15 protein-coding genes are annotated in these 20104 nt (G+C 36.1%); 12 read left to right on the top strand and 3 right to left on the bottom strand.

Going from position 1 to position 20104, the window contains the following annotated elements; translation table 11 throughout:
- Nucleotides 1-428 precede the first annotated feature (428 nt).
- A complete protein-coding gene (locus tag ACFRAE_RS11685; protein ID WP_422797338.1) occupies nucleotides 429-2054 on the bottom strand; it encodes an ABC-F family ATP-binding cassette domain-containing protein in 1626 nt (541 codons plus the stop codon).
- A gap of 990 nt (nucleotides 2055-3044) precedes the next feature.
- On the opposite strand from ACFRAE_RS11685, the gene ACFRAE_RS11690 reads away from it, so the two are divergent.
- The gene (locus ACFRAE_RS11690; RefSeq protein WP_422797339.1) at nucleotides 3045-4502 is read left to right on the top strand and encodes an alanine/glycine:cation symporter family protein; all 1458 of its coding nucleotides are present in this window, start codon (nucleotides 3045-3047) and stop codon (nucleotides 4500-4502) included.
- Between the two features lie 393 nt (nucleotides 4503-4895).
- Complete coding sequence (locus ACFRAE_RS11695; protein WP_422797340.1) at nucleotides 4896-6209, top strand: Na+/H+ antiporter NhaC family protein; 1314 nt, start codon at nucleotides 4896-4898, stop codon at nucleotides 6207-6209.
- 56 nt (nucleotides 6210-6265) lie between these two features.
- Here ACFRAE_RS11695 and ACFRAE_RS11700 read toward each other — a convergent pair whose 3' ends face one another.
- Nucleotides 6266-6871 (bottom strand): NUDIX hydrolase, encoded by a 606-nt coding sequence (locus ACFRAE_RS11700; protein ID WP_422797341.1) that lies wholly within the window; start codon nucleotides 6869-6871, stop codon nucleotides 6266-6268.
- Between ACFRAE_RS11700 and pyrE the strand changes: the two genes are divergently transcribed.
- From pyrE to trxB, 4 genes are all read left to right on the top strand, one after another.
- Entirely contained in the window at nucleotides 6870-7517 is a 648-nt protein-coding gene (gene pyrE / locus ACFRAE_RS11705; RefSeq protein WP_422797342.1) for an orotate phosphoribosyltransferase, read from the top strand. The genes ACFRAE_RS11700 and pyrE overlap by 2 nt on opposite strands.
- 3 nt (nucleotides 7518-7520) lie before the next feature.
- Nucleotides 7521-7919: an SRPBCC family protein gene (locus ACFRAE_RS11710; protein WP_422797343.1), complete on the top strand. Its 399-nt coding sequence runs from the start codon at nucleotides 7521-7523 to the stop codon at nucleotides 7917-7919.
- A gap of 223 nt (nucleotides 7920-8142) precedes the next feature.
- A complete protein-coding gene (locus ACFRAE_RS11715) occupies nucleotides 8143-9087 on the top strand; it encodes an exonuclease domain-containing protein (RefSeq protein WP_422797344.1) in 945 nt (314 codons plus the stop codon).
- A 13-nt stretch (nucleotides 9088-9100) separates the two neighbouring features.
- Complete coding sequence (trxB, locus tag ACFRAE_RS11720; protein WP_422797345.1) at nucleotides 9101-10069, top strand: thioredoxin-disulfide reductase; 969 nt, start codon at nucleotides 9101-9103, stop codon at nucleotides 10067-10069.
- Between the two features lie 78 nt (nucleotides 10070-10147).
- On the opposite strand, the gene ACFRAE_RS11725 is transcribed toward trxB, so the two are convergent.
- Nucleotides 10148-10936, bottom strand: coding sequence for a Cof-type HAD-IIB family hydrolase (locus ACFRAE_RS11725; protein WP_422797346.1), 789 nt, complete (start codon nucleotides 10934-10936; stop codon nucleotides 10148-10150).
- Nucleotides 10937-11079: 143 nt separating this feature from the next.
- Here ACFRAE_RS11725 and ACFRAE_RS11730 point away from each other — a divergent pair, with 143 nt between their 5' ends.
- From ACFRAE_RS11730 to rny, 6 genes are all read left to right on the top strand, one after another.
- Entirely contained in the window at nucleotides 11080-12273 is a 1194-nt protein-coding gene (locus ACFRAE_RS11730; RefSeq protein ID WP_422797347.1) for a class I SAM-dependent methyltransferase, read from the top strand.
- A 264-nt stretch (nucleotides 12274-12537) separates the two neighbouring features.
- Entirely contained in the window at nucleotides 12538-14715 is a 2178-nt protein-coding gene (locus tag ACFRAE_RS11735; RefSeq protein WP_422797348.1) for a hypothetical protein, read from the top strand.
- A gap of 87 nt (nucleotides 14716-14802) precedes the next feature.
- Nucleotides 14803-17196: a phenylalanine--tRNA ligase subunit beta gene (gene pheT / locus ACFRAE_RS11740; protein WP_422797349.1), complete on the top strand. Its 2394-nt coding sequence runs from the start codon at nucleotides 14803-14805 to the stop codon at nucleotides 17194-17196.
- 26 nt (nucleotides 17197-17222) lie between these two features.
- On the top strand, nucleotides 17223-17531 hold the full coding sequence (locus tag ACFRAE_RS11745; RefSeq protein ID WP_422797350.1) for a hypothetical protein: 309 nt from the start codon (nucleotides 17223-17225) through the stop codon (nucleotides 17529-17531).
- 48 nt (nucleotides 17532-17579) lie between these two features.
- On the top strand, nucleotides 17580-17870 hold the full coding sequence (locus tag ACFRAE_RS11750) for a cell division protein ZapA (RefSeq protein ID WP_422797351.1): 291 nt from the start codon (nucleotides 17580-17582) through the stop codon (nucleotides 17868-17870).
- A gap of 258 nt (nucleotides 17871-18128) precedes the next feature.
- On the top strand, nucleotides 18129-19688 hold the full coding sequence (gene rny, locus ACFRAE_RS11755) for a ribonuclease Y (RefSeq protein WP_422797352.1): 1560 nt from the start codon (nucleotides 18129-18131) through the stop codon (nucleotides 19686-19688).
- The last annotated feature ends 416 nt before the right edge of the window (nucleotides 19689-20104 follow it).

Raw genomic sequence — 20104 nt, forward strand, 5'->3', positions numbered from 1 at the left:
TCTTATTTCATCGATAAGAATTGAACTAGCCTATTTTGTTTTTGGTCCAATAGTTACAGAAAACGGATACCGACATCGAAACCTAAATGATTAATGGCTGCTATACTTTTGTTTATTTCTAATAGTTGTCCTTTTTGGATTGACTGTATATCGGACCTTGACCGGAACTTAATCGGATTTATTCACTTGAGTTCCGCTTGAATTCCGGTAAAGATCCGATGAAGATCCGTTGAAGATCATAGCAAGCTTAAAAAGACAACCTGTGGATTACGGATGTAAAGCGTTTAAATTTTGCAGCAAATTGCGAAAAAAGGTAAAGCAAAAGTGGGGGGTATTAAGCAAAATAGGAGCATAAAAAACCACCAAGAGGTTTTCTTGGTGGTTTATATCTTATAATAAGTAGATTTCTCCTAAAATTAACTCCAATATTATTTATACATCGCTTCACGCTGCGCTTGCACAGCCTCCGATTTGATGTACTCATCATAGCTCATCAATTTATCAATAATTCCTTTCGGAGTTATTTCAATGATTCTGTTGGCTACTGTTTGTGTTAATTCATGATCTCGTGAAGTAAATAACATAGAACCTCTAAAATCAGTCATGCCGTTGTTTAAAGCGGTAATAGATTCCAAATCCAAGTGATTGGTTGGTTCATCGAAGATTAGGAAATTAGCACCTTGCAACATCATTCTTGAGAACATACAACGCATTTTTTCACCACCAGAAAGTACAGAACATTTTTTAAGTACTTCTTCTCCGGAGAATAACATTTTTCCTAAAAAGCCACGAATAAATTGTTCGTCAGCATCAGGCTTCGTGGTATAATCTCTTAACCAATCAATTAAGTTGTCTGTCTTCCCTTCGAAAAAATTAGCATTCTCTATAGGCATATCGGCAGGAGTGATGGTGATACCCCATTTAAATTCGCCTTTAAAATCCTGATCGCGACCACTCAAAATTTGGTAAAAAGCAGTAGTTATTAAGTTGTTTTCTGCTAATACAGCGATTTTATCGCCTTTATTAATCATGAAACTTATGTCCTTAAAATATACCTCTCCATTTACTGTTTTGCTTAGTCCTTCTACATTCAATATTTGATCGCCGGGTTCACGATCCATTAAGTTGAACATAATCGCAGGATATTTTCTATTGGAAGGTTTAATTTCTTCAATATTGATTTTATCCAAGGCTTTTTTACGGGAAGTCGCTTGTTTTGATTTGGAAGCATTGGCAGAGAATCTACGGATGAATTCCTGTAGTTCTTTTACTTTATCTTCCATTTTCTTGTTTTGATCAGAGCGTTGTTTTAATGCCAACTGCGATGATTCATACCAGAAACTATAGTTACCAGTATAAATAGACATTTTTCCAAAGTCAATATCTACGATGTGTGTACACACCGCGTCTAAGAAGTGACGGTCGTGAGATACCACCAAAACAATAGCTTCATAGGAAGCTAAGAAATCCTCTAGCCAAGCTATGGTGTTGATGTCCAAATCATTGGTAGGCTCATCGAGAATTAAAATATCCGGATTTCCGAAAAGGGCTTGTGCTAACAAGACTCTTACTTTTTCATTACCGTCTAATTCTTTTACCTGCTTATAGTGCAAAGTTTCTTTGATCCCTAAGTTGCTTATTAAGGTTGCTGCATTATTTTCTGCATTCCAACCGTCCATTTCAGCAAATAGACTTTCCAGTTCGCCAGCACGTTCTCCATCAGCATCGGTAAAATCCTCCTTCATATAGATCGCGTCTTTTTCTTTCATGACCTTATAAAGCTCTTGATTTCCCATCATGACGGTCTCAAGTACGGAGAATTCATCAAATTCGTAATGGTTTTGTTTTAATACAGACATGCGCTCACCAGGAGTGAATGCTACAGAACCAGAAGTTGGATCAACTTCACCAGATATAATTTTTAGAAATGTAGATTTACCAGCACCGTTTGCACCAATAATACCATAACAATTTCCGGTAGTAAATTTTAAGTTTACATCTTCGAAAAGTATACGTTTTCCAAATCGAAGGGATAAATTAGAAACATTAATCATGGCGCAAAGATACAGTTTATTCTTGAGATAAAAAGTTGTGTGAAAGATAGATTTTGGATCTATTCCACTGGCTAATTAAATGAATTTAAAGGGCCTGTTGGGCATTGAATTATTATTTCAACAAACGTTCTTGTCTTTAAAAATTGGTAAATTTACTGTTGCGATACTACCCATATTTAAAGGCGTAGGAAATCAATTTATTTTGCACTAACACGCATGAATTTTTTGCTAATGCCCGTTGTAAGTTGAAATTAAATACTGTCTTTAGCATAGGTTCTAATTGATGTTGAGATTGCGAATCGATTCAAAATGAGGTAGGGGAGCATATCTATAATAAAAAACGCCTAAAGACAGTTAGTTTACATATTAAAGGCAATATTCCTCCTACAATAGCAAGTGTTGAAAATCCTATCAGCTACCTTAAATGGAATAGGGAATGTACAGAAACGATTGAAATAGTATAGATACTGTTTCCATAGACTAAATTGCCCGGATTATTCCTGTATTCGTCCAAAATAACAGCAGTTTGAGTGAATCTTCATTGTACATAGTGGATTGGAAATAATTGAATTTGCGTCTTAATAAATCGTGTAAAATTTAAGAAAACACATTAAATCTTGAAATTTATTTAATAAAATCAATGCATTTTCATTTTTTTAAGTGAAAATCGCATTTATGAAATGTCTTTTTAGATTATTTTAAGGTTTTGCTGATTTTTATTTGATTTTTTTATATTAAAATGAATGAAAACAAGGTGAATTGGTTGGATTGTGGATTGGTGGTGAATATTTTTAATCAAAAAGTGACTTTTGTTTTTTGATTTTAGCATTAAACCTTTCTGTAACTCATTGAAATATTTGATATGTTTAGGTTAATTTGTTGCTGTAAATTAATAAATTGATAAAAAGTAACGTAAAAAGTGTGATTTTTTTTAAAAAAAGTAGTTTCTTTACAAATAATTTATGCTAAATAACACTTTAAGCCCAATAAATGAATAATTTTATTTCTACCCTATCCAACCTTGTTTGGAGCGATGTTTTCATCTATTTATGTTTATTCACAGGACTTTATTTTTCCATACGAACCGGATTTTTGCAAGTCACCTTTATCAAGGATATGTTGCGCTTATTGTTTGCCAAGAAGAAATCCGATGAAGGGATTTCATCATTTCAGGCCTTTGCATTAGCCATTTCAGGTCGAGTAGGTACAGGTAATATCATTGGTGTTGCGACGGCAATTTTTTACGGAGGTCCAGGGGCTGTCTTCTGGATGTGGGCAATCGCATTTCTAGGTTCCGCATCTGCATTTATTGAAGCGATGCTTGGCCAAGTGTATAAGAAAAAAGACGGAACAGAATTTCGTGGAGGTCCAGCCTATTATATAGAAAAGGGATTAGGTGTAAAATGGTATGCGGTCTTATTTGCGATATTAACGATTGTAAGTGCAGGTTTGTTGCTGCCAGGCGTTCAAAGTAATGCCATTGCATCTTCTATAGAAAACGCATTTGCTATACCTGCAAACTATACCGGGATAGGTATTGTCGTGCTATTGGTACTCATCATTTTTGGTGGAGTAAAACGTCTTGGTACCGTTGCGGAATATGTTGTTCCATTTATGGCGGGGGGATATATTTTGATGACATTGGTAATTATTGGAATGAACTTTTCGCAAATTCCTTCGGTTTTTACGTTAATTTTTAAAAGTGCCTTTAGCCTAGATGCTACCTTTGGAGGGATTATAGGTATGGCGATTTCCTGGGGAGTAAAACGCGGGATTTATTCGAATGAAGCGGGGCAAGGAACTGCTCCACATGCAGCTTCAGCGGCGGAAGTAACTCATCCAGCGCAACAGGGATTAGTTCAAGCATTCTCGGTGTATGTAGATACTTTATTTGTTTGTACTGCAACGGCTTTAATGATATTATTTACAGGAAAATATAATGTGACTGCAGTAGATGCTGCAGGGAAAACAACGAACTTTATTCAAGAAAATATCCCTGGAATTGATTATAATGGATTTACACAAGCGGCTGTATCACATCATTTTCCAGGAATAGGGAATGGTTTTGTCGCAATTGCTTTATTTTTCTTTGCTTTTACGACCATAATGGCATATTTCTACTATGCAGATACGAATATTGTTTATTTAATAAAAAATCCTAAATATAGAAATATTGCAGGATGGGTTTTTAAAGTCGTATTCTTAATTACCGTTTACTTTGGTACTGTACGTACGGCAGATACTGCATGGGCTATTGGGGATATCGGTGTGGGTTTGATGGCTTGGACCAACTTAATCGCGATCTTGCTGTTAAGTGGAACAGCGATGAAAGTATGGAATGATTATAAGCGGAAAAGAAAACAAGGAATCTTGGATCCGGATTTTAAACCTACAGAAATAGGGGTTAAGAATGCGGAATATTGGGAAAGTAAGGAGAATAAAGATTAATCCTATAAATTATGATCTTGCTGTATGGTTTTATCTTTTTTAACGCGTAAAACGCTTCGCTTCGAAAATAATAACCTATAAAAAAGGGGCTCATCAAATATTATTTGATGAGCCCCTTGATGTTTTACTTGTTATTGTAGGCCAAAACAAGTGGTTGCAAATAACAATATAGCCGCTACTACTAAAAGTAGCACTAGCGTTGTCAAAGGCGTTCTTTTCATGTTTATGTTGTTTTTGCATTGGTGTTTAAACTAAAGTTATGTAAAATTTTTAATTTAGCACTTAAAAATTATAGATTTAGGAATTAGTTAAATTTATTAATTTATAAATTTCCTGAGATTTTGAGTGATTGCTTCATATTGTAATCCTTTGGTTTGTATTTAATTTTCTGAAATGAAAAACGGTAAATTTTGGGCATTATTCCCATTAATATTTTTTGTCATCGTCTATTTTGCAGGATCCTATAGTTTAGGTGATTTCTACGCATTACCTGTATTATTGGTATTTATTTTATCCTTATTTGTTGCATTTGCACAATATCCTAAGGTCAGTTTTAATCAGAAATTGGCCAGTTTTGCCAAGGGCGCTGGCGACGAGAATATTTTAATCATGATTCTCATATTTCTATTAGCAGGTGCATTTGGTGAATTATCAAAAGATATTGGGGCGATTTCCTCTACGATTAATTTTTCTTTAACGTACATTTCCCCTGAATTTATTGTTGCTGGTTTATTTTTAGTTGCCTGTTTTATATCAACCTCCTTGGGTACTTCGGTTGGGACAATTGTAGCTTTGGCGCCCATTGCAGTGGGTTTAGAGGAACATATTCCTCATGTTATGCCGATTGCTTTAGCAGCAGTGATAGGTGGATCTATGTTCGGTGATAATTTGTCTTTTATTTCGGATACGACCATAGCAGCTACCCGTACTCAACATGTCGGCATGCGCGAGAAATTTAAGGTAAATTTTAAAATGGTATTGCCTGTCGCGATTTTGGTATTTGTAATCTATTTGTTTTTAGGTTGGCAATTGGTTTCTACAGGCCAGGCTATGGAGGTTGGTCAATACGATTTGATAAAAATCATACCTTATGTATTGGTTTTTGTTTTGGCATTATTAGGATTGAATGTAATTTGGACCCTAGGTATAGGGATCATCACGGCAACCCTAATTGGCTTGTATACGCATTCTATCGATTTTTTAACGGTATTAAGTTCCATCAATTCTGGGTTTGCTGGTATGTTGGAATTGAGTGTGCTTTGTTTAATTATTGGAGGAGTAGTAGGCATTATCCGATTTAATGGTGGTATAGACTATTTATTAAACCAAGTCACCAAACGCGTAAATTCCAAGAAGAAAGCGGAATTAGGCATCGCTTTTTTGGTTAGTTTAGTGAATTTAGCCATTGCAAATAATACAATCACCATCATCATTGTAGGGCCAATAGCGAAAGATATCTCCGATAAAAATGGATTAAATGGGCCTCGTGTAGCCAGTATTCTGGATACTATTTCCTGTTTCATTCAAGGTCTAGTTCCATATGGCGCTCAATTACTTGCTGCATTAGCGGCAGCAAATTTAGTCTTAAGAGATCAACAACAAGATTTATTGTCCCCTTTGGAAGTGATGCAATATTTATATTATCCCTTTTTAATAGGGCTCGTAACCTTTCTATTTATTCTATTCAGAAAGAAACAAGAAGCTTAACCTAAAATCGAATCCATCAATTTTAATTTGATGGATTCGTCTCGTTTATTTCAATTTTATAAATGGTTGATTATGTCTAAGATTAGAGGATAGGTGTTTTCTTTAACCTTTTTAATATCCGCTACCTCAAGCCATTCCGCTTGATCGATATCTTCTTCTAATTGTGGCGTTAATTTAGGGGTTTTATTTACCCCCATATCATACCATTTGGTTTGTTTAAGGACAAATTTATTACGCATATAATACGTATGATAGGTTGTTTTGATTTTCTTGCCTAGATAATCAATTTTTATACCGCACTCTTCTTCCACCTCTCTTAGGGCAGCATCTTTCATCTTTTCTCCTTCTTCCACTTTACCTTTTGGCAGGTCCCATTTGCCTAATCGATGAATAAATAAGTATTGACCATGGCCATTTCGAACCAAGCCTCCAGCAGCTCGAATAATTTTGTTGGTTGAAAATAGAGTTTTAAAAACTTTTTCAACATTTTGATGTATGTATAAATAAATGGTTTTTTCAGGTTGCTGGGATGATTCAATAAAAAGTTTTTCCAAATCAATGTCTTGTAAACCAATCGTTTGAACGTTTTCTTTAATATGAGGTGCGAAATCTGCCAAAATTAACAGAGATTGGTTCATATAAATTTTATAAATTTGTGCCATGAATTATTTAAATGAGGTTGAACAAAAAGTTGCTGAATCCTTATTGCAAATTAAAGCAATAAAATTACAACCTAAAAGTCCTTTTACTTGGGCATCGGGTTGGAAGTCTCCAATATATTGTGATAACCGTGTTACACTATCTCATCCAGCGATTCGGACATACATTAGACAAAAACTTTCTCAGCTTATTCAAGAGGAGTTTGGATCTATCGATATGATTTCGGGAGTTGCTACAGCTGGGATACCTCAAGGTGTGCTTGTAGCTCAGGATTTAGGATTGCCTTTTTCCTATGTACGCAGCAGTGCAAAAGATCATGGAAGACAAAATCTAATTGAAGGTGAAGTCGTAAGCGGTCAACGTGTTGTGGTGATTGAAGATTTGGTTTCTACCGGAAAAAGTAGTTTAGTTGCTGTTAAGGCATTACGTGAGGCGGGTTGTAATGTAGTAGGTTTAGTTTCTATTTTCACTTACGGTTTCGAAGAAGCACGTAAGAACTTTGAAGAAGCTAAATGTGCTTTGCATAGTTTATGTAATTATGATGCTTTAATCCGTGTTGCTGCATCCAACAGTTATATTCTAGAATCTGATATTGAATTTTTAGAGAAATGGCGTCAAGACCCAGCTAATTGGAATCCAGAAAATTAAGCTATGACCATTATTCAAAATACAACAGTTATTCAAAAACCGCTGCATGAGGTGTATACCTTTTTAGCAGATTTGAATAACCATGAACAATTGATGCCAGAAAACATTTATAATTGGACATCTACAGCTGATGAAGCTAGTTTCACTATTCAAAATATGGCTAAATTAGCATTAAGAATAAGTGAACGAATAGTGGATAAAGAATTGGTTTGTGTGCCATCTGCTGAAGCTCCATTTGCAATAACTTTGCGCTGGAAATTAGATTCTGACTCGGAAAATTCTACTCAAGCGACTTTTGTGATAGAAGCTGAATTGAATATGATGATGAAAATGATTGCTTCAGGACCATTACAAAAATTGGTTGATCATCAAGTAACTAGACTAAAGGAAGTGTTGGTTTAAAGCTGGTATTTTTCTTTTGATAACAATATTTAAGCAGCGATTCGCTGCTTTTTTTGTGTTAAGCAGCTAGCATAGGGATGATTTTTAATCTAGCAATGGCTATGGCTTTGTATAGCTATTGAAAATTTTACGTAATAGCGATTTATTGTTGAAGAAGGATTTTAAATGTGACAAATAGATTTAGTATTTTTGTACACTTTATCATTAAGTAATTAAAATAGAAATGGAGTTAAACCTTAAACGCCCTTTGGCATTTTTTGATTTGGAGACAACTGGTGTAAATGTATCGTTGGATCGAATAGTTGAAATATCCATATTAAAAGTATCACCAGGAGGGAAAGAGGAATCTTTAACTTTGCGTGTTAATCCAGAAATTCCAATTCCCGCTGAATCTTCCATGTTTCATGGAATTTATGATGAGGATGTACAAGGAATTCCTGCATTTAAAGAACGTGCTCAGGAAATTGCGGATTTTATAGCTGATGCGGATTTAGCGGGCTATAACTCAAATAAGTTTGATGTGCCTGTGTTGATGGAAGAATTTCTACGTGCAGGGATTGATTTTTCATTAGAAGGACGTGCCTTTGTAGATGTTCAAAATATCTTTCATCAAATGGAACAACGCACGTTAAAAGCTGCTTATAAGTTTTATTGTGATCAATCCTTAGCTAATGCTCATCATGCGGAGGCGGATGTACGTGCGACTTATGAAGTTTTGAAAGCGCAGTTAACCAAATACGAAAATGTACAGTATGAGGATAAGCATGGACTGGTTAGCCAGCCTGTAGTGAATGATGTGTTGGCATTACATGAATTTACCAATTTGAGTAAACCGGTGGATTTCGCAGGTCGGTTGGTTTATGACTCGGAAGGAGATCCAACCATTAATTTTGGAAAGCATAAGGGTAGAAAGGTTGTGGATGTATTTGAAGTGGAGCCAAGTTATTATGCTTGGATGCAAAATGGGGATTTTCCATTGTATACGAAAAAGGTATTGGAAAATTTATGGAATACGTATCGAAATAAAAAGAAAGAATCTAAGCAACAACTACAAGAGAGGGTGCCTGCTCAACCTAAACCGGCACATGCAGTAGAAAAGAAGGAAGTAGTGAGTAAACCAATTACTGAAAACATGCTTAAGGGTTTACAAGATAAATTTAAGAAATAATTGAACCAATAATATGATGTTATCAAAAGAAGAAGTGTTGGAACGAGTTCCTTGTTTAATCATTGGATCAGGCCCAGCAGGCTATACGGCTGCAATTTATGCTGCTCGAGCAGATATGAAACCGGTAATTTATACGGGTTTGGTACCTGGTGGACAATTGACGCAAACGACTGAAGTAGATAATTTTCCTGGTTATCCTAAAGGAATAACCGGACCGATCATGATGGAAGATTTGCGTGCGCAAGCGGAACGTTTCGGTACAGATGTACGTTTTGGATATGCTACCAAAGTAAATTTTTCAAAAGATGGAGGAATTCATCAAGTTGAAATTGATGGAATAAAAACAATAGAAGCAGAAACGGTAATAATTGCTACTGGAGCTACCGCAAAATGGTTGGGCTTGGAATCTGAAGAGAAATATAATGGGTTTGGAGTGTCAGCTTGTGCGGTATGTGATGGGTTTTTCTTTAAAGGGCAAGATGTAGCTATCGTGGGTGCTGGAGATACGGCAGCTGAAGAAGCTACTTATTTAGCGAAATTATGTAGAAAAGTGTACATGTTGGTACGCAGAGATGAATTTAGAGCTTCTAAAGCTATGGTTCACCGGGTTATGAATACCGCTAATATCGAAGTGTTGTATAATGCGGAAGCAAGTGAGATATTAGGTGATGGTCAAGTTGTGACGGGTGTTCGCGTAAAAAATAACCAAAGTCAAGAAACGAGAGATTTGGATGTTACAGGATTTTTTGTTGCTATAGGTCATAAACCAAATACGGAATTGTTTCAAGGAGTATTGGAAATGGATGAGACGGGCTATTTAATTACGAAAGCTGATAGTACTGCTACAAATATCCCTGGAGTTTTCGCTTGTGGCGATGTGCAAGATCACATCTATCGTCAAGCTATTACTGCGGCTGGAACGGGCTGTATGGCCGCTTTGGAAGCGGAGCGCTATTTAGGTGCGAAGGCTGATATTGCATAATATACGTACGTTATTTTATAAAAAAAGGAGAACTTAGCGTTCTCCTTTTTTTATGATATAATTTTCAGCTAATATTCATTAAATGAGTTGAAATTGTTTAAGGGCATTCCATATGCCATCTGAATCCACATCATCCGTGATATAATTTGCGATTTCTTTTACTTCTGGATTGGCATTGCCCATAGCGACTCCAATTTGTACATGCTCCAGCATACTAATGTCATTTCCACCATCACCAAATGCCATGGTATGTGCGATGTCTATACCAAAATGCTTGCAGAATATATCAATTCCGATTTTTTTACTTTGACCTTTTGGATTGACATCTGCAAATAGTGGGGTCCATCGAGAGGCTAATGAATTAGGCATTACCTCGTTCATGAATGCGGGTTCTTCTTCTGGTCCTAGAAATATATTTGTTTGGAGGATGCTAGCGGTATCTACGAGATCTAAATCAACCAACTTAGGTACTGGAAGGTTTAAATGGGCGTACATCCCTGCGATTTCTGGTGTTACATCATGAATCGTAATTTCATTTTCTGACATAAAGGAGAAACTTAAGGAATTGTTCTTCGCATAATTCAACACCGATTGGATGTCTTGACTATCAATGGTTTGTCTGTATAGGATTTCCATGTCTTTGGTGACGCAGTATCCTCCATTGAAGGTGATGTAACCATCAAAATCTAAAAATTTGACATGATCAATACTATTGATAGATCTACCAGTGGATAAAATGGTTTTAATTCCTTTGGCTTGTAAAAGACGGATAGCTTCTCTGCTGGATGGAGAAACTTCATGAGTTTTAAAACTCAATAAAGTACCGTCAATATCGAAAAATACGGCTTTTATGGGTGACTTTTGCATAATCAAAGTTAAGGCTATAAAATTTAATAAGCATTCTTTTCTTGTGATTATCCACGTAAAATATTGGCGATAATTTTTATGGTCAAATATTTGAATCCCGGATTAGATTATCTTGATTATCTTTGTGGGATAATTTCCCATGTATGTCGGTTTACGAAAAATTTATTTCTCAGCTTGAAACACAAATTCAACAACAAAGCCTTGTAAAACTATCTTTAGGTAATTACCATGGGGTGGATGCAGATCTCAAACAAGTGATTGGGAAATTGGTATTAATTAAAACGGAATTGAGAATTTCTGTCATATTTCGATATAAAACAAAAGATATCACCAAAAACTACTTCATTAATGAGTTTGTCGATTTACTCGCTACGCTGCTGGGATATAAAGGTTTTCGATCTATGCATGCGCTTTATCAGCATGGGGAAACACAATTGCAGATGAATAAAAAGGCGGAGTGGAAAGTGACCGAAAAAAACATCGTTACCGACCGTTCTATAGATCTTCAACACGACAAACAAAAAGAGCGAAAATTAAAAGATAGTAATCAAAAATACCTCCATAGCCTTAACTTAACCGATGCGGAAGGTGAAGTGTATAAAAATGCACAGCATAAATGGAAGCAAATCAATCATTACATCGACTTATTGTCGCAACCTTTGCAAGAGCTCCCGAAAACTAAAAAGTTGCAAATTGTAGATATGGGTGCAGGGAAAGGTTACCTTACTTTTGCGCTGTATGATTATTTACAACGTGTGCTAAATCGAGATGTAGAAGTTGTGGGTGTGGAATATCGGAAGGATTTAGTTGATTTTTGCAATCAAGTCGCTTTGGATGCTGGGTTTCTAGGCTTGAAATTTAAAGAAGGAAGCATTGAAGGGTTTGTTCCTGAGCAAAATTTAGATGTACTTATCGCTTTGCATGCCTGTGATACGGCGACAGATGATGCTATTTTTAAAGGTATTGAACATCAAGCATCTTTAATTGTGGTGGCTCCTTGTTGTCATAAACAAATCCGTAGGGAGTTAGAGCGCATCGAAAAGAAGAATGATTTGGATTTTATGATTCAATACGGCATATTTCTTGAACGCCATGCAGAAATGCTAACGGATAGTATCCGTTCATTAATACTGGAATATTTTGGGTATGAAACGAAGGTGATGCAGTTTATTTCGGATCAACATACGCCTAAAAATGTGATGATTGTAGCGAGTAAAAAAACAATCGATTCCAACAAACAACAAGAAATATTAGCTAAATTAAAGCAGATTAAGCACTATTTTGGCATAGAGAAGCATCACTTGGAAGTGTTGTGCCAACTGGACACGTTATCATAATTTATTTTTTTCTTTCGGTATAATTTCAATGGAAGGATGATTTACCTATCAGCCATGAACCTATTTTTCTGAAAATTTCAATTTATAAGTTGTTCAATTCAAATGGTTTGGATAGAATAAGTACTTGTATATAAGCCATAAATTAGCTATTTTTAGTTATCTAAAACAATTTAGTTTTTCATCATTTCCGATAAGTTTTTGTTATTGTAAAATGTGAGAGGCTGAATTGTGTTATAGACAAATCAACCAAATAAACTAAGGATTATGAATAATTGGAAAGTACCCGTTTCAGTAGGCTTTTTTTTGGCTATCTGTGGAAACCTCACTGCACAAAGTATAAATAATGTAAAAACCACGTTTCAAACTTCCCGTGAATGGAGGCCTACGATAGATAATCGCGCAGATGCGGTTATGGTCTATGGGATAGGTGGAAATCCGTCGGATAAACATCGTCGAGTTCCTTTTGCAGATCGTGTGAAATCGTGGAAAGACCGTGGCTATATCGTGCATTTTATGACTGGCATCGCCTGGGGTGAGTATCAAGATTATTTTACTGGAAAATGGGATGGTAAATGGCATTTGGATGAGGGGCAAGTGACACAAAATCAAGACACCATATGGCATGGACATATGGTTCCCTATATCGTTCCTACCGATAATTTTATAAAATATTTGAAAGAAATGCATGTTAAACCCGTAATAGATGCAGGTATAGATGCTATTTTTATGGAAGAGCCTGAGTTTTGGGCAAGAGCTGGTTACAGTGAGTCTTTTAAAAAAGAATGGAAAAAATATTATGGTTTTGATTGGAGACCTCAGCATGAATCTCCTGAAAATACTTATCTCTCCAATAAATTAAAGTATTGGTTGTATTATAAAGCGCTTAAAGAAGTGTTTAGTTATGCTAAAGCGTATGGAAAAACAAAAGGAATGGATGTGAAATGCTATGTGCCTACACATTCTTTAGTAAATTATTCTCAATGGCAAATTGTATCTCCTGAGGCAAGTTTGGCTTCCTTACCGGAGGTGGATGGCTATATAGCACAAGTTTGGACTGGTACTTCTCGGGAGCCCAATTTTTACAATGGTGTAGAAAAAGAACGTGTTTTTGAAACGGCTTACCTAGAATATGGGTCTATGGAGTCCATGACCGCTCCAACGGGACGAAAGATGTTTTTTTTAACGGATCCGATTGAGGATAGGCCTAGGGATTGGGTTGATTATAAAAAGAATTACGAAGCTACTTTTACGGCTCAGCTTTTATACCCCAATATTGCAGACTATGAAGTAATGCCTTGGCCAGAGCGTATTTATGAGGGCTTGTATAAAACGAGTGCGGATAGTGAGCAGAAAGAACGGATACCAAGGCATTATTCTACGCAGATGCAAGTGATGATCAATAGCTTGAATTCTATTCCGATCAGTACGAATAAATTATCGGGTACTAGCGGATTGTCCGTGTTGATGGCAAATTCTTTAATGTTTCAACGGTTTCCAGTTCATGCGAGTTACGATGACCCGCAATTAGCCAATTTCTATGGTCAGGTACTTCCATTTTTAAAATTAGGGGTACCAATTAAAACGGTTCACCTAGAGAATGTGGGTTATCCGGAGGCGTTAAAGGAAACGAAGGTGCTATTGATGACTTATTCTAACATGAAGCCTCTAGACCCATTGTCGCATGATCATATCGCCAATTGGGTAAAAGCAGGCGGTCAGCTGATTTTTAGTGGGACTGATACGGATCCTTTTCAAGGAGTTCAAGAATGGTGGAATACAGCAGGAAATAATTTTGCAGCACCTTCTGACCATTTGTTTAAATTAATGGGGATGCCAGCCTCAGCAATAGCGGGAACATATTCTTTCGGAAAAGGTCATATTCAAGTGCTTCGAAATGACCCTAAAGAATTTGCGACGCAGCCAAATGCAGGTAAAAAATTAATTGATGCAGTGCAAAAAAGCTTTGCTACTTTAAATGAAAAGTTGTTGTTTAAAAATCATTTTTATTTGAATAGGGGCGTTTATGAATTGGTCGCGGTATTGGATGAAAGTCTAAATCAAGATGCTTATACATTGAAAGGAACCCTGATCGATTTGTTTGATCCGAAACTTCCAATTTATCATGCTCGTCAGATTTTGCCCGGGACGCAAGGATATTTTTTAAATATTGATTTAGTTCAAGACAAAAAGAAACCTCAAGTGCTGGCGGCTTCCAGTAGGGCTTATGAGGAAAAAATAAACAGTAAGGGTTATTCTTTTGTCGCAAAAAGCCCGATTGAAACCAATAATGTTTCTAGAGTATTATTGCCTTCAAGGCCAAAAAGTGTTTTGATAGCTGGAAAAGAAGCTTATGATTTGAAGTTGTGGGACAAAGCTTCAAATACGTATTTGCTAGAGTTTGAGAACAATCCAGATGGTGTAATGGTTGAATTTAGTTGGTAATCCGGATTTTTACGCTTAAAATAGAATACAATTATCCCTGTGAAATCGCTCTCAAAATCCTATCTTTGTTTTCTGAAAAAATGAGGCATGAGAATTTCATATAATTGGTTAAAAAATTTTATAGATATAAATAAAACTCCAGAAGAATTATCTTTAATCCTAACAGATATTGGTTTAGAGGTGGAATCATTGGAGGTTGAACAGCGTATTCCTGGTGGCTTAGCAGGTTTAGTGGTCGGTGAGGTCATCACTTGTGAACAGCACCCTAATGCTGATAAGTTAAAAATTACTACTGTTCAAGTTGCTGGAACGGAGTTGTTGCCGATTGTTTGTGGTGCACCGAATGTTCGTGTAGGATTGAAAGTGATTGTAGCGCAGGTGGGTACGACTTGTTATCCAACGAGTGGGGAGCCATTTAAAATTACTAAATCTAAAATTCGTGGCGAAGTTTCTGAAGGTATGCTTTGCGGTGAGGACGAAATTGGGTTAGGGAACTCTCATGCAGGTATAGTAGAATTGAACAGCGATGTGGTGGTCGGGAGCTTGGTGAAAGATTATTTTGACATGCAAGATGATTACTGTTTCGAAATTGGTTTAACCCCAAATAGAGCAGATGCAGCATCGCATCTTGGTGTGGCGAGAGATTTGGCCGCTTATTTAAGAATCCCTTTAAAACCTATAGATAATTCCAATTTTACTGAAGCATTTGAGAAAGGTACTTCTGTAAATGTAATCGCTATAGATGATGCTCCTCGATATTCAGGATTGAATATTTCTGGGATTACAGTCGGAGAATCACCAGCTTGGTTAAAGGAAAAATTGCAGGCAATTGGTGTTCGAAGCATCAATAATATTGTGGATGTGACCAATTATATCTTGCATGATTTAGGTCAACCTTTACATGCATTCGATGCAGGTAAAATTTCTGGAAATCAAGTGCTTGTGCGTAAAGCAAAAGCAGGAGAGAAGTTTGTTACATTAGACAGTATAGAACGCGAATTGTCCGCAGAAGATTTGGTGATTGCAGATGCTGAAAAGCCGATGTGTATCGCAGGAGTTTTTGGTGGTGCGTATTCAGGTGTAACGGAAGAGACACAGGATATCTTTTTAGAATCTGCTTATTTTAATCCGGTTACAGTTCGTAAAACGTCTAAAAGACATGCGTTAAAAACAGATTCTTCTTTCAGATTTGAGCGTGGTACAAATCCTGATATTACAGTAGATGCGCTAAAAAAAGCAGCTTTGTTAATTGTTGAAATTGCTGGTGGGCAAATTAGTTCAGCAATTATCGATCAATACCCTACAACTATCCTTCCTTTTGAATTTCCGATTCGTTATGGAAACATTCAACGGGTGATAGGTAAGGCAATTCCTGAAGATACCATCAAAGAAATTATTTTAGGTTTAGGTATAGCCATAAAAAATGAAACGACAGCGGGATTTGATGTCTTGGTTCCTCCTTACAAAGTGGACGTTACACGCGAAATTGATATCGTAGAAGAGGTTTTGCGCATATATGGTTATAATAATATTGAATTAAAATCTCAAATTAAAGCTTCACTGAATACTTCGGAGAAGCCAGATAAGGAGTTGGTTTTGAATCAAGTGGCCGATTTCCTTATTGCGAATGGATTTCGAGAAATATTGTCAAATTCGTTGACGAAGGACTTGTTTTTAGAAAATCCTAATACAGCAGTGAAGTTATTGAATCCATTGAGTTCGGATCTGGATGTTATGCGTCAGAATTTGCTGTTTTCTTCTTTGATTTCCATAGGTTATAATCAAAAGAGAAAAAGTGCTGACCTCAAAATTTTTGAATATGGTCGTTCTTACCAATTGATTGAAGGGAAATATGTGGAAAAACAACTATTTTCTATTGCATTAGCTGGTAGAAAGAATGTAGAGCAATGGAATAACCCGGCTGTAGATGTTAATTTTTATGACATTAAAGCGGTTGTGGACGGTATTATCAAACGTTTGAACGTAGAAGGGATTCGTGTTGAGGATTATGAAGGAACATATTTTGATTTCGGTTTAAGTTATAAAAAAGGGGAGAAAGTCCTTGTTAGCTTCGGATCTGTTGCAAAAGACAATCTAAAGAAAGCGGATGTTTCTGGAGCGGTATTTTTTGCGCAAATAGATTGGGATTTGTTATTGAAAGTAATTAAAAAGAATAAAATCACGTATAAAGAAGTCTCGAAATTCCCTTCTGTACGTAGAGATTTAGCTTTATTGCTTTCTGATTCAGTGACTTTTGACCAATTGCGATTGATTGCCAACCGTACGGAGCGAAAATTATTGAAAGATGTTCAGATTTTTGACGTGTATAAAGGGGATAAATTACCCGAAGGTAAAAAGTCTTATGCATTAAGTTTTATCCTGCAGGATGAAGAAAAAACGCTCACGGATAAACAAATTGATGGAATAATTCAAAAATTAATTATTAACTTTGAGAAAGAAGTAGGTGCTTCGGTACGTTAACTTATTTTTAATAATTGCGAAATACTATGGCGTCTTTATCTTCCCAAATGAATGTTATCGTTGAGAAAACGAAAAATTTAATTCAATTGTGTGAAGCCCTTCAAGAGGAAAATGACCTATTAAAATTGGAAGTTCAATCCTTGCAAGTGGCGTTTGAGACGAGTTCTGAAAAAGTTAAACAACTGGAAGAGAATGTGAAAGCATTGGCAGTTGCAAAAACTTTAGATAATTCGTCCATTGATAAGGAAGCTATAAATGAAAAAGTACTTGACACAAAACAAAAAATTAACGATTTTGTGCGAGAAATCGACAAATGTATCAATCTTTTGAGGTAGCTATGAAGAAGTTGGAAAAAGATTTACAATGTTATAAAGCTCAATAAAATGGGAGATATTTCCATAAAAATAAATATAGCTGATCGCGTTTATCCATTACGTGTTGACACGGAAGAGGAGGAAGTTATTCGATATGCAGCTAAACTTATAAACGAAAAAATTAAAGAACTGCAAGACAATTATGCGGTTCGTGATAAACAAGATTTATTGTCCATGTGTGTGTTACAGTACGCTACAGGGATGATAAAAGCAGAGAAAAATGCACAACAACAAGATGTTGGTCTTGAGAAATCAATTCACGAATTGGATAATATATTGACAGATTTCTTTAAAAAATAAACGTTTACGTTCTTATTATTTAGAGCTTGTAACGACGAATTTGCCGCAATTAAATTCGGGTTGTCACTATTTTAAACTTAACGCTTCAATATCACGAGCAATATAAGATGAAGGCCATTTTGCGAAAGCCATCTAGGTCATGATCATACGCTCAAATCATGTGTAATCGAAGTTTAATAATACATGGTACCTGAAGATTTAATTGCGGTTTTTTTTTGAAAAAAAATGAACAATACAATAACATATAAATATTAACACATGGAGTTATCAACTACTATATCAATTATAATTTCTTTGGTCGTAGGGGTTTTTATCGGTCGATACTTGATTCAGATGCTTTTCAAGAAGCAAGAACAATCGGCTCATGAAAAAGCTGCACAGATTATTAAAGAAGCAGAACAACAAGCCGAACACAATAAGAAACAACGTCAGCTTGAAGCCAAAGAAAAGTTTTTGCAATTGAAAGCAGAACATGAAAAAGAAGTAAATCAACGAAATAATTCTATCGTTCAGAAGGAAAATTCTATACGTCAAAAAGAACAATCACTGAATCAAAAGTTAGAAACTCTTAACCGCGAAAAACAGGAATTAGATACTAAAAATAAAAAACTTGATCAACTAATCGAAGTTAACGAAAAGAAGAAAGAGGAAGTTGAAGTTCTTAAGGGGCAGCATATTAAACAATTGGAAAGTATTGCTGGTTTATCAGCGGAGGAAGCAAAAGAACAATTGGTTAGTTCCTTACGTGAAGAAGCCCGCTCTCAAGCCATCATTCAAATTAAGGATGTTGTGGATGAGGCTAAGTTAACAGCATCTAAAGAAGCAAAAAAGGTGGTTATTCAGACGATTCAGCGTACTGCTACAGAGGCTGCGATCGAAAATACAGTATCGATCTTTAATATCGAGAATGATGAGATTAAGGGCCGTATTATTGGTCGTGAGGGTAGAAATATTCGTGCATTAGAATCTGCAACTGGTGTAGAGATTATTGTGGATGATACCCCTGAAGCGATTATTTTATCAGGATTTGATCCTGTGCGAAGAGAAATAGCGCGATTATCATTGCACCGTTTAGTTACAGATGGACGTATCCACCCTGCTCGTATTGAAGAGGTGGTTGCTAAAACTAGAACACAGATTGAAGATGAAATTGTAGAAATTGGCGAGCGCACAGTCATAGACCTAGGTATTCATGGATTGCATCCAGAATTGATTAGGATGGTGGGTAGAATGCGTTACCGTTCTTCGTATGGACAGAACCTATTACAACACTCTAGAGAGGTTGCGAATTTTGCAGCTACCATGGCAGCGGAATTGGGGTTAAATGTGAAGCATGCGAAACGTGCAGGTCTATTACATGATATTGGTAAAGTACCTGATGATAATCCAGAATTGCCACATGCAATTTTAGGGATGCAGTTAGCGGAGAAATATAAAGAACATCCTGATGTGTGTAATGCAATTGGAGCTCACCACGATGAAATTGAAATGACTTCCATGATCTCACCAGTGGTGCAGGCATGTGATGCAATTTCAGGTGCACGTCCAGGAGCTCGTAGAGAAGTTGTGGAGAGTTATATTAAGCGATTGAAAGAACTGGAGAACTTAGCATTATCTTATCCTGGCGTTGAGAAAACATTTGCTATTCAAGCTGGACGTGAATTACGTGTAGTGGTAGAAAGTGAAAAGGTATCTGATGCGCAGGCAGAAATATTAGCTGCAGATTTATCTAATCGTATTCAAACGGAGATGACCTATCCTGGTCAAATTAAGGTAACCGTTATCCGAGAAACAAGATCAGTTTCTTATGCGAAATAATAAAATCTAACAATATATTTAGAGGCTTACCGATTCGGTAAGCCTCTTTTTTGTTCTTTAGCTGGGGATGTTAAAAGGCTCATTCCAAAACTTTTATTCCAATACCTTATTGAAAGGTCTTAAGCACTCCGATAAGAAAATCTAATTGTCTTTACTCATTGTAGGATTAAAATAATCGCTATAGCTAGTTTATTTGATATGCATTTTTCTAAGACCGAAGTCTTGATAAAAGAATTTCTTGTTCCACGAACTGCTGCAATGATTGTATTTTACCTAGGCTATTGTTTTTATTTGATAGCGTAAATACCTATTAACTTTGTCATGAAAGTTTTAGTATAGTTCTATTCTAGGAAGGGAATCGATGGATTTTAACTTACATAATAATGACCATTATAAACGAGTATTGTCGTTTTATT

The organism is Sphingobacterium sp. HJSM2_6, from assembly GCF_049316305.1.
In the GTDB taxonomy this organism is placed as follows: domain Bacteria; phylum Bacteroidota; class Bacteroidia; order Sphingobacteriales; family Sphingobacteriaceae; genus Sphingobacterium.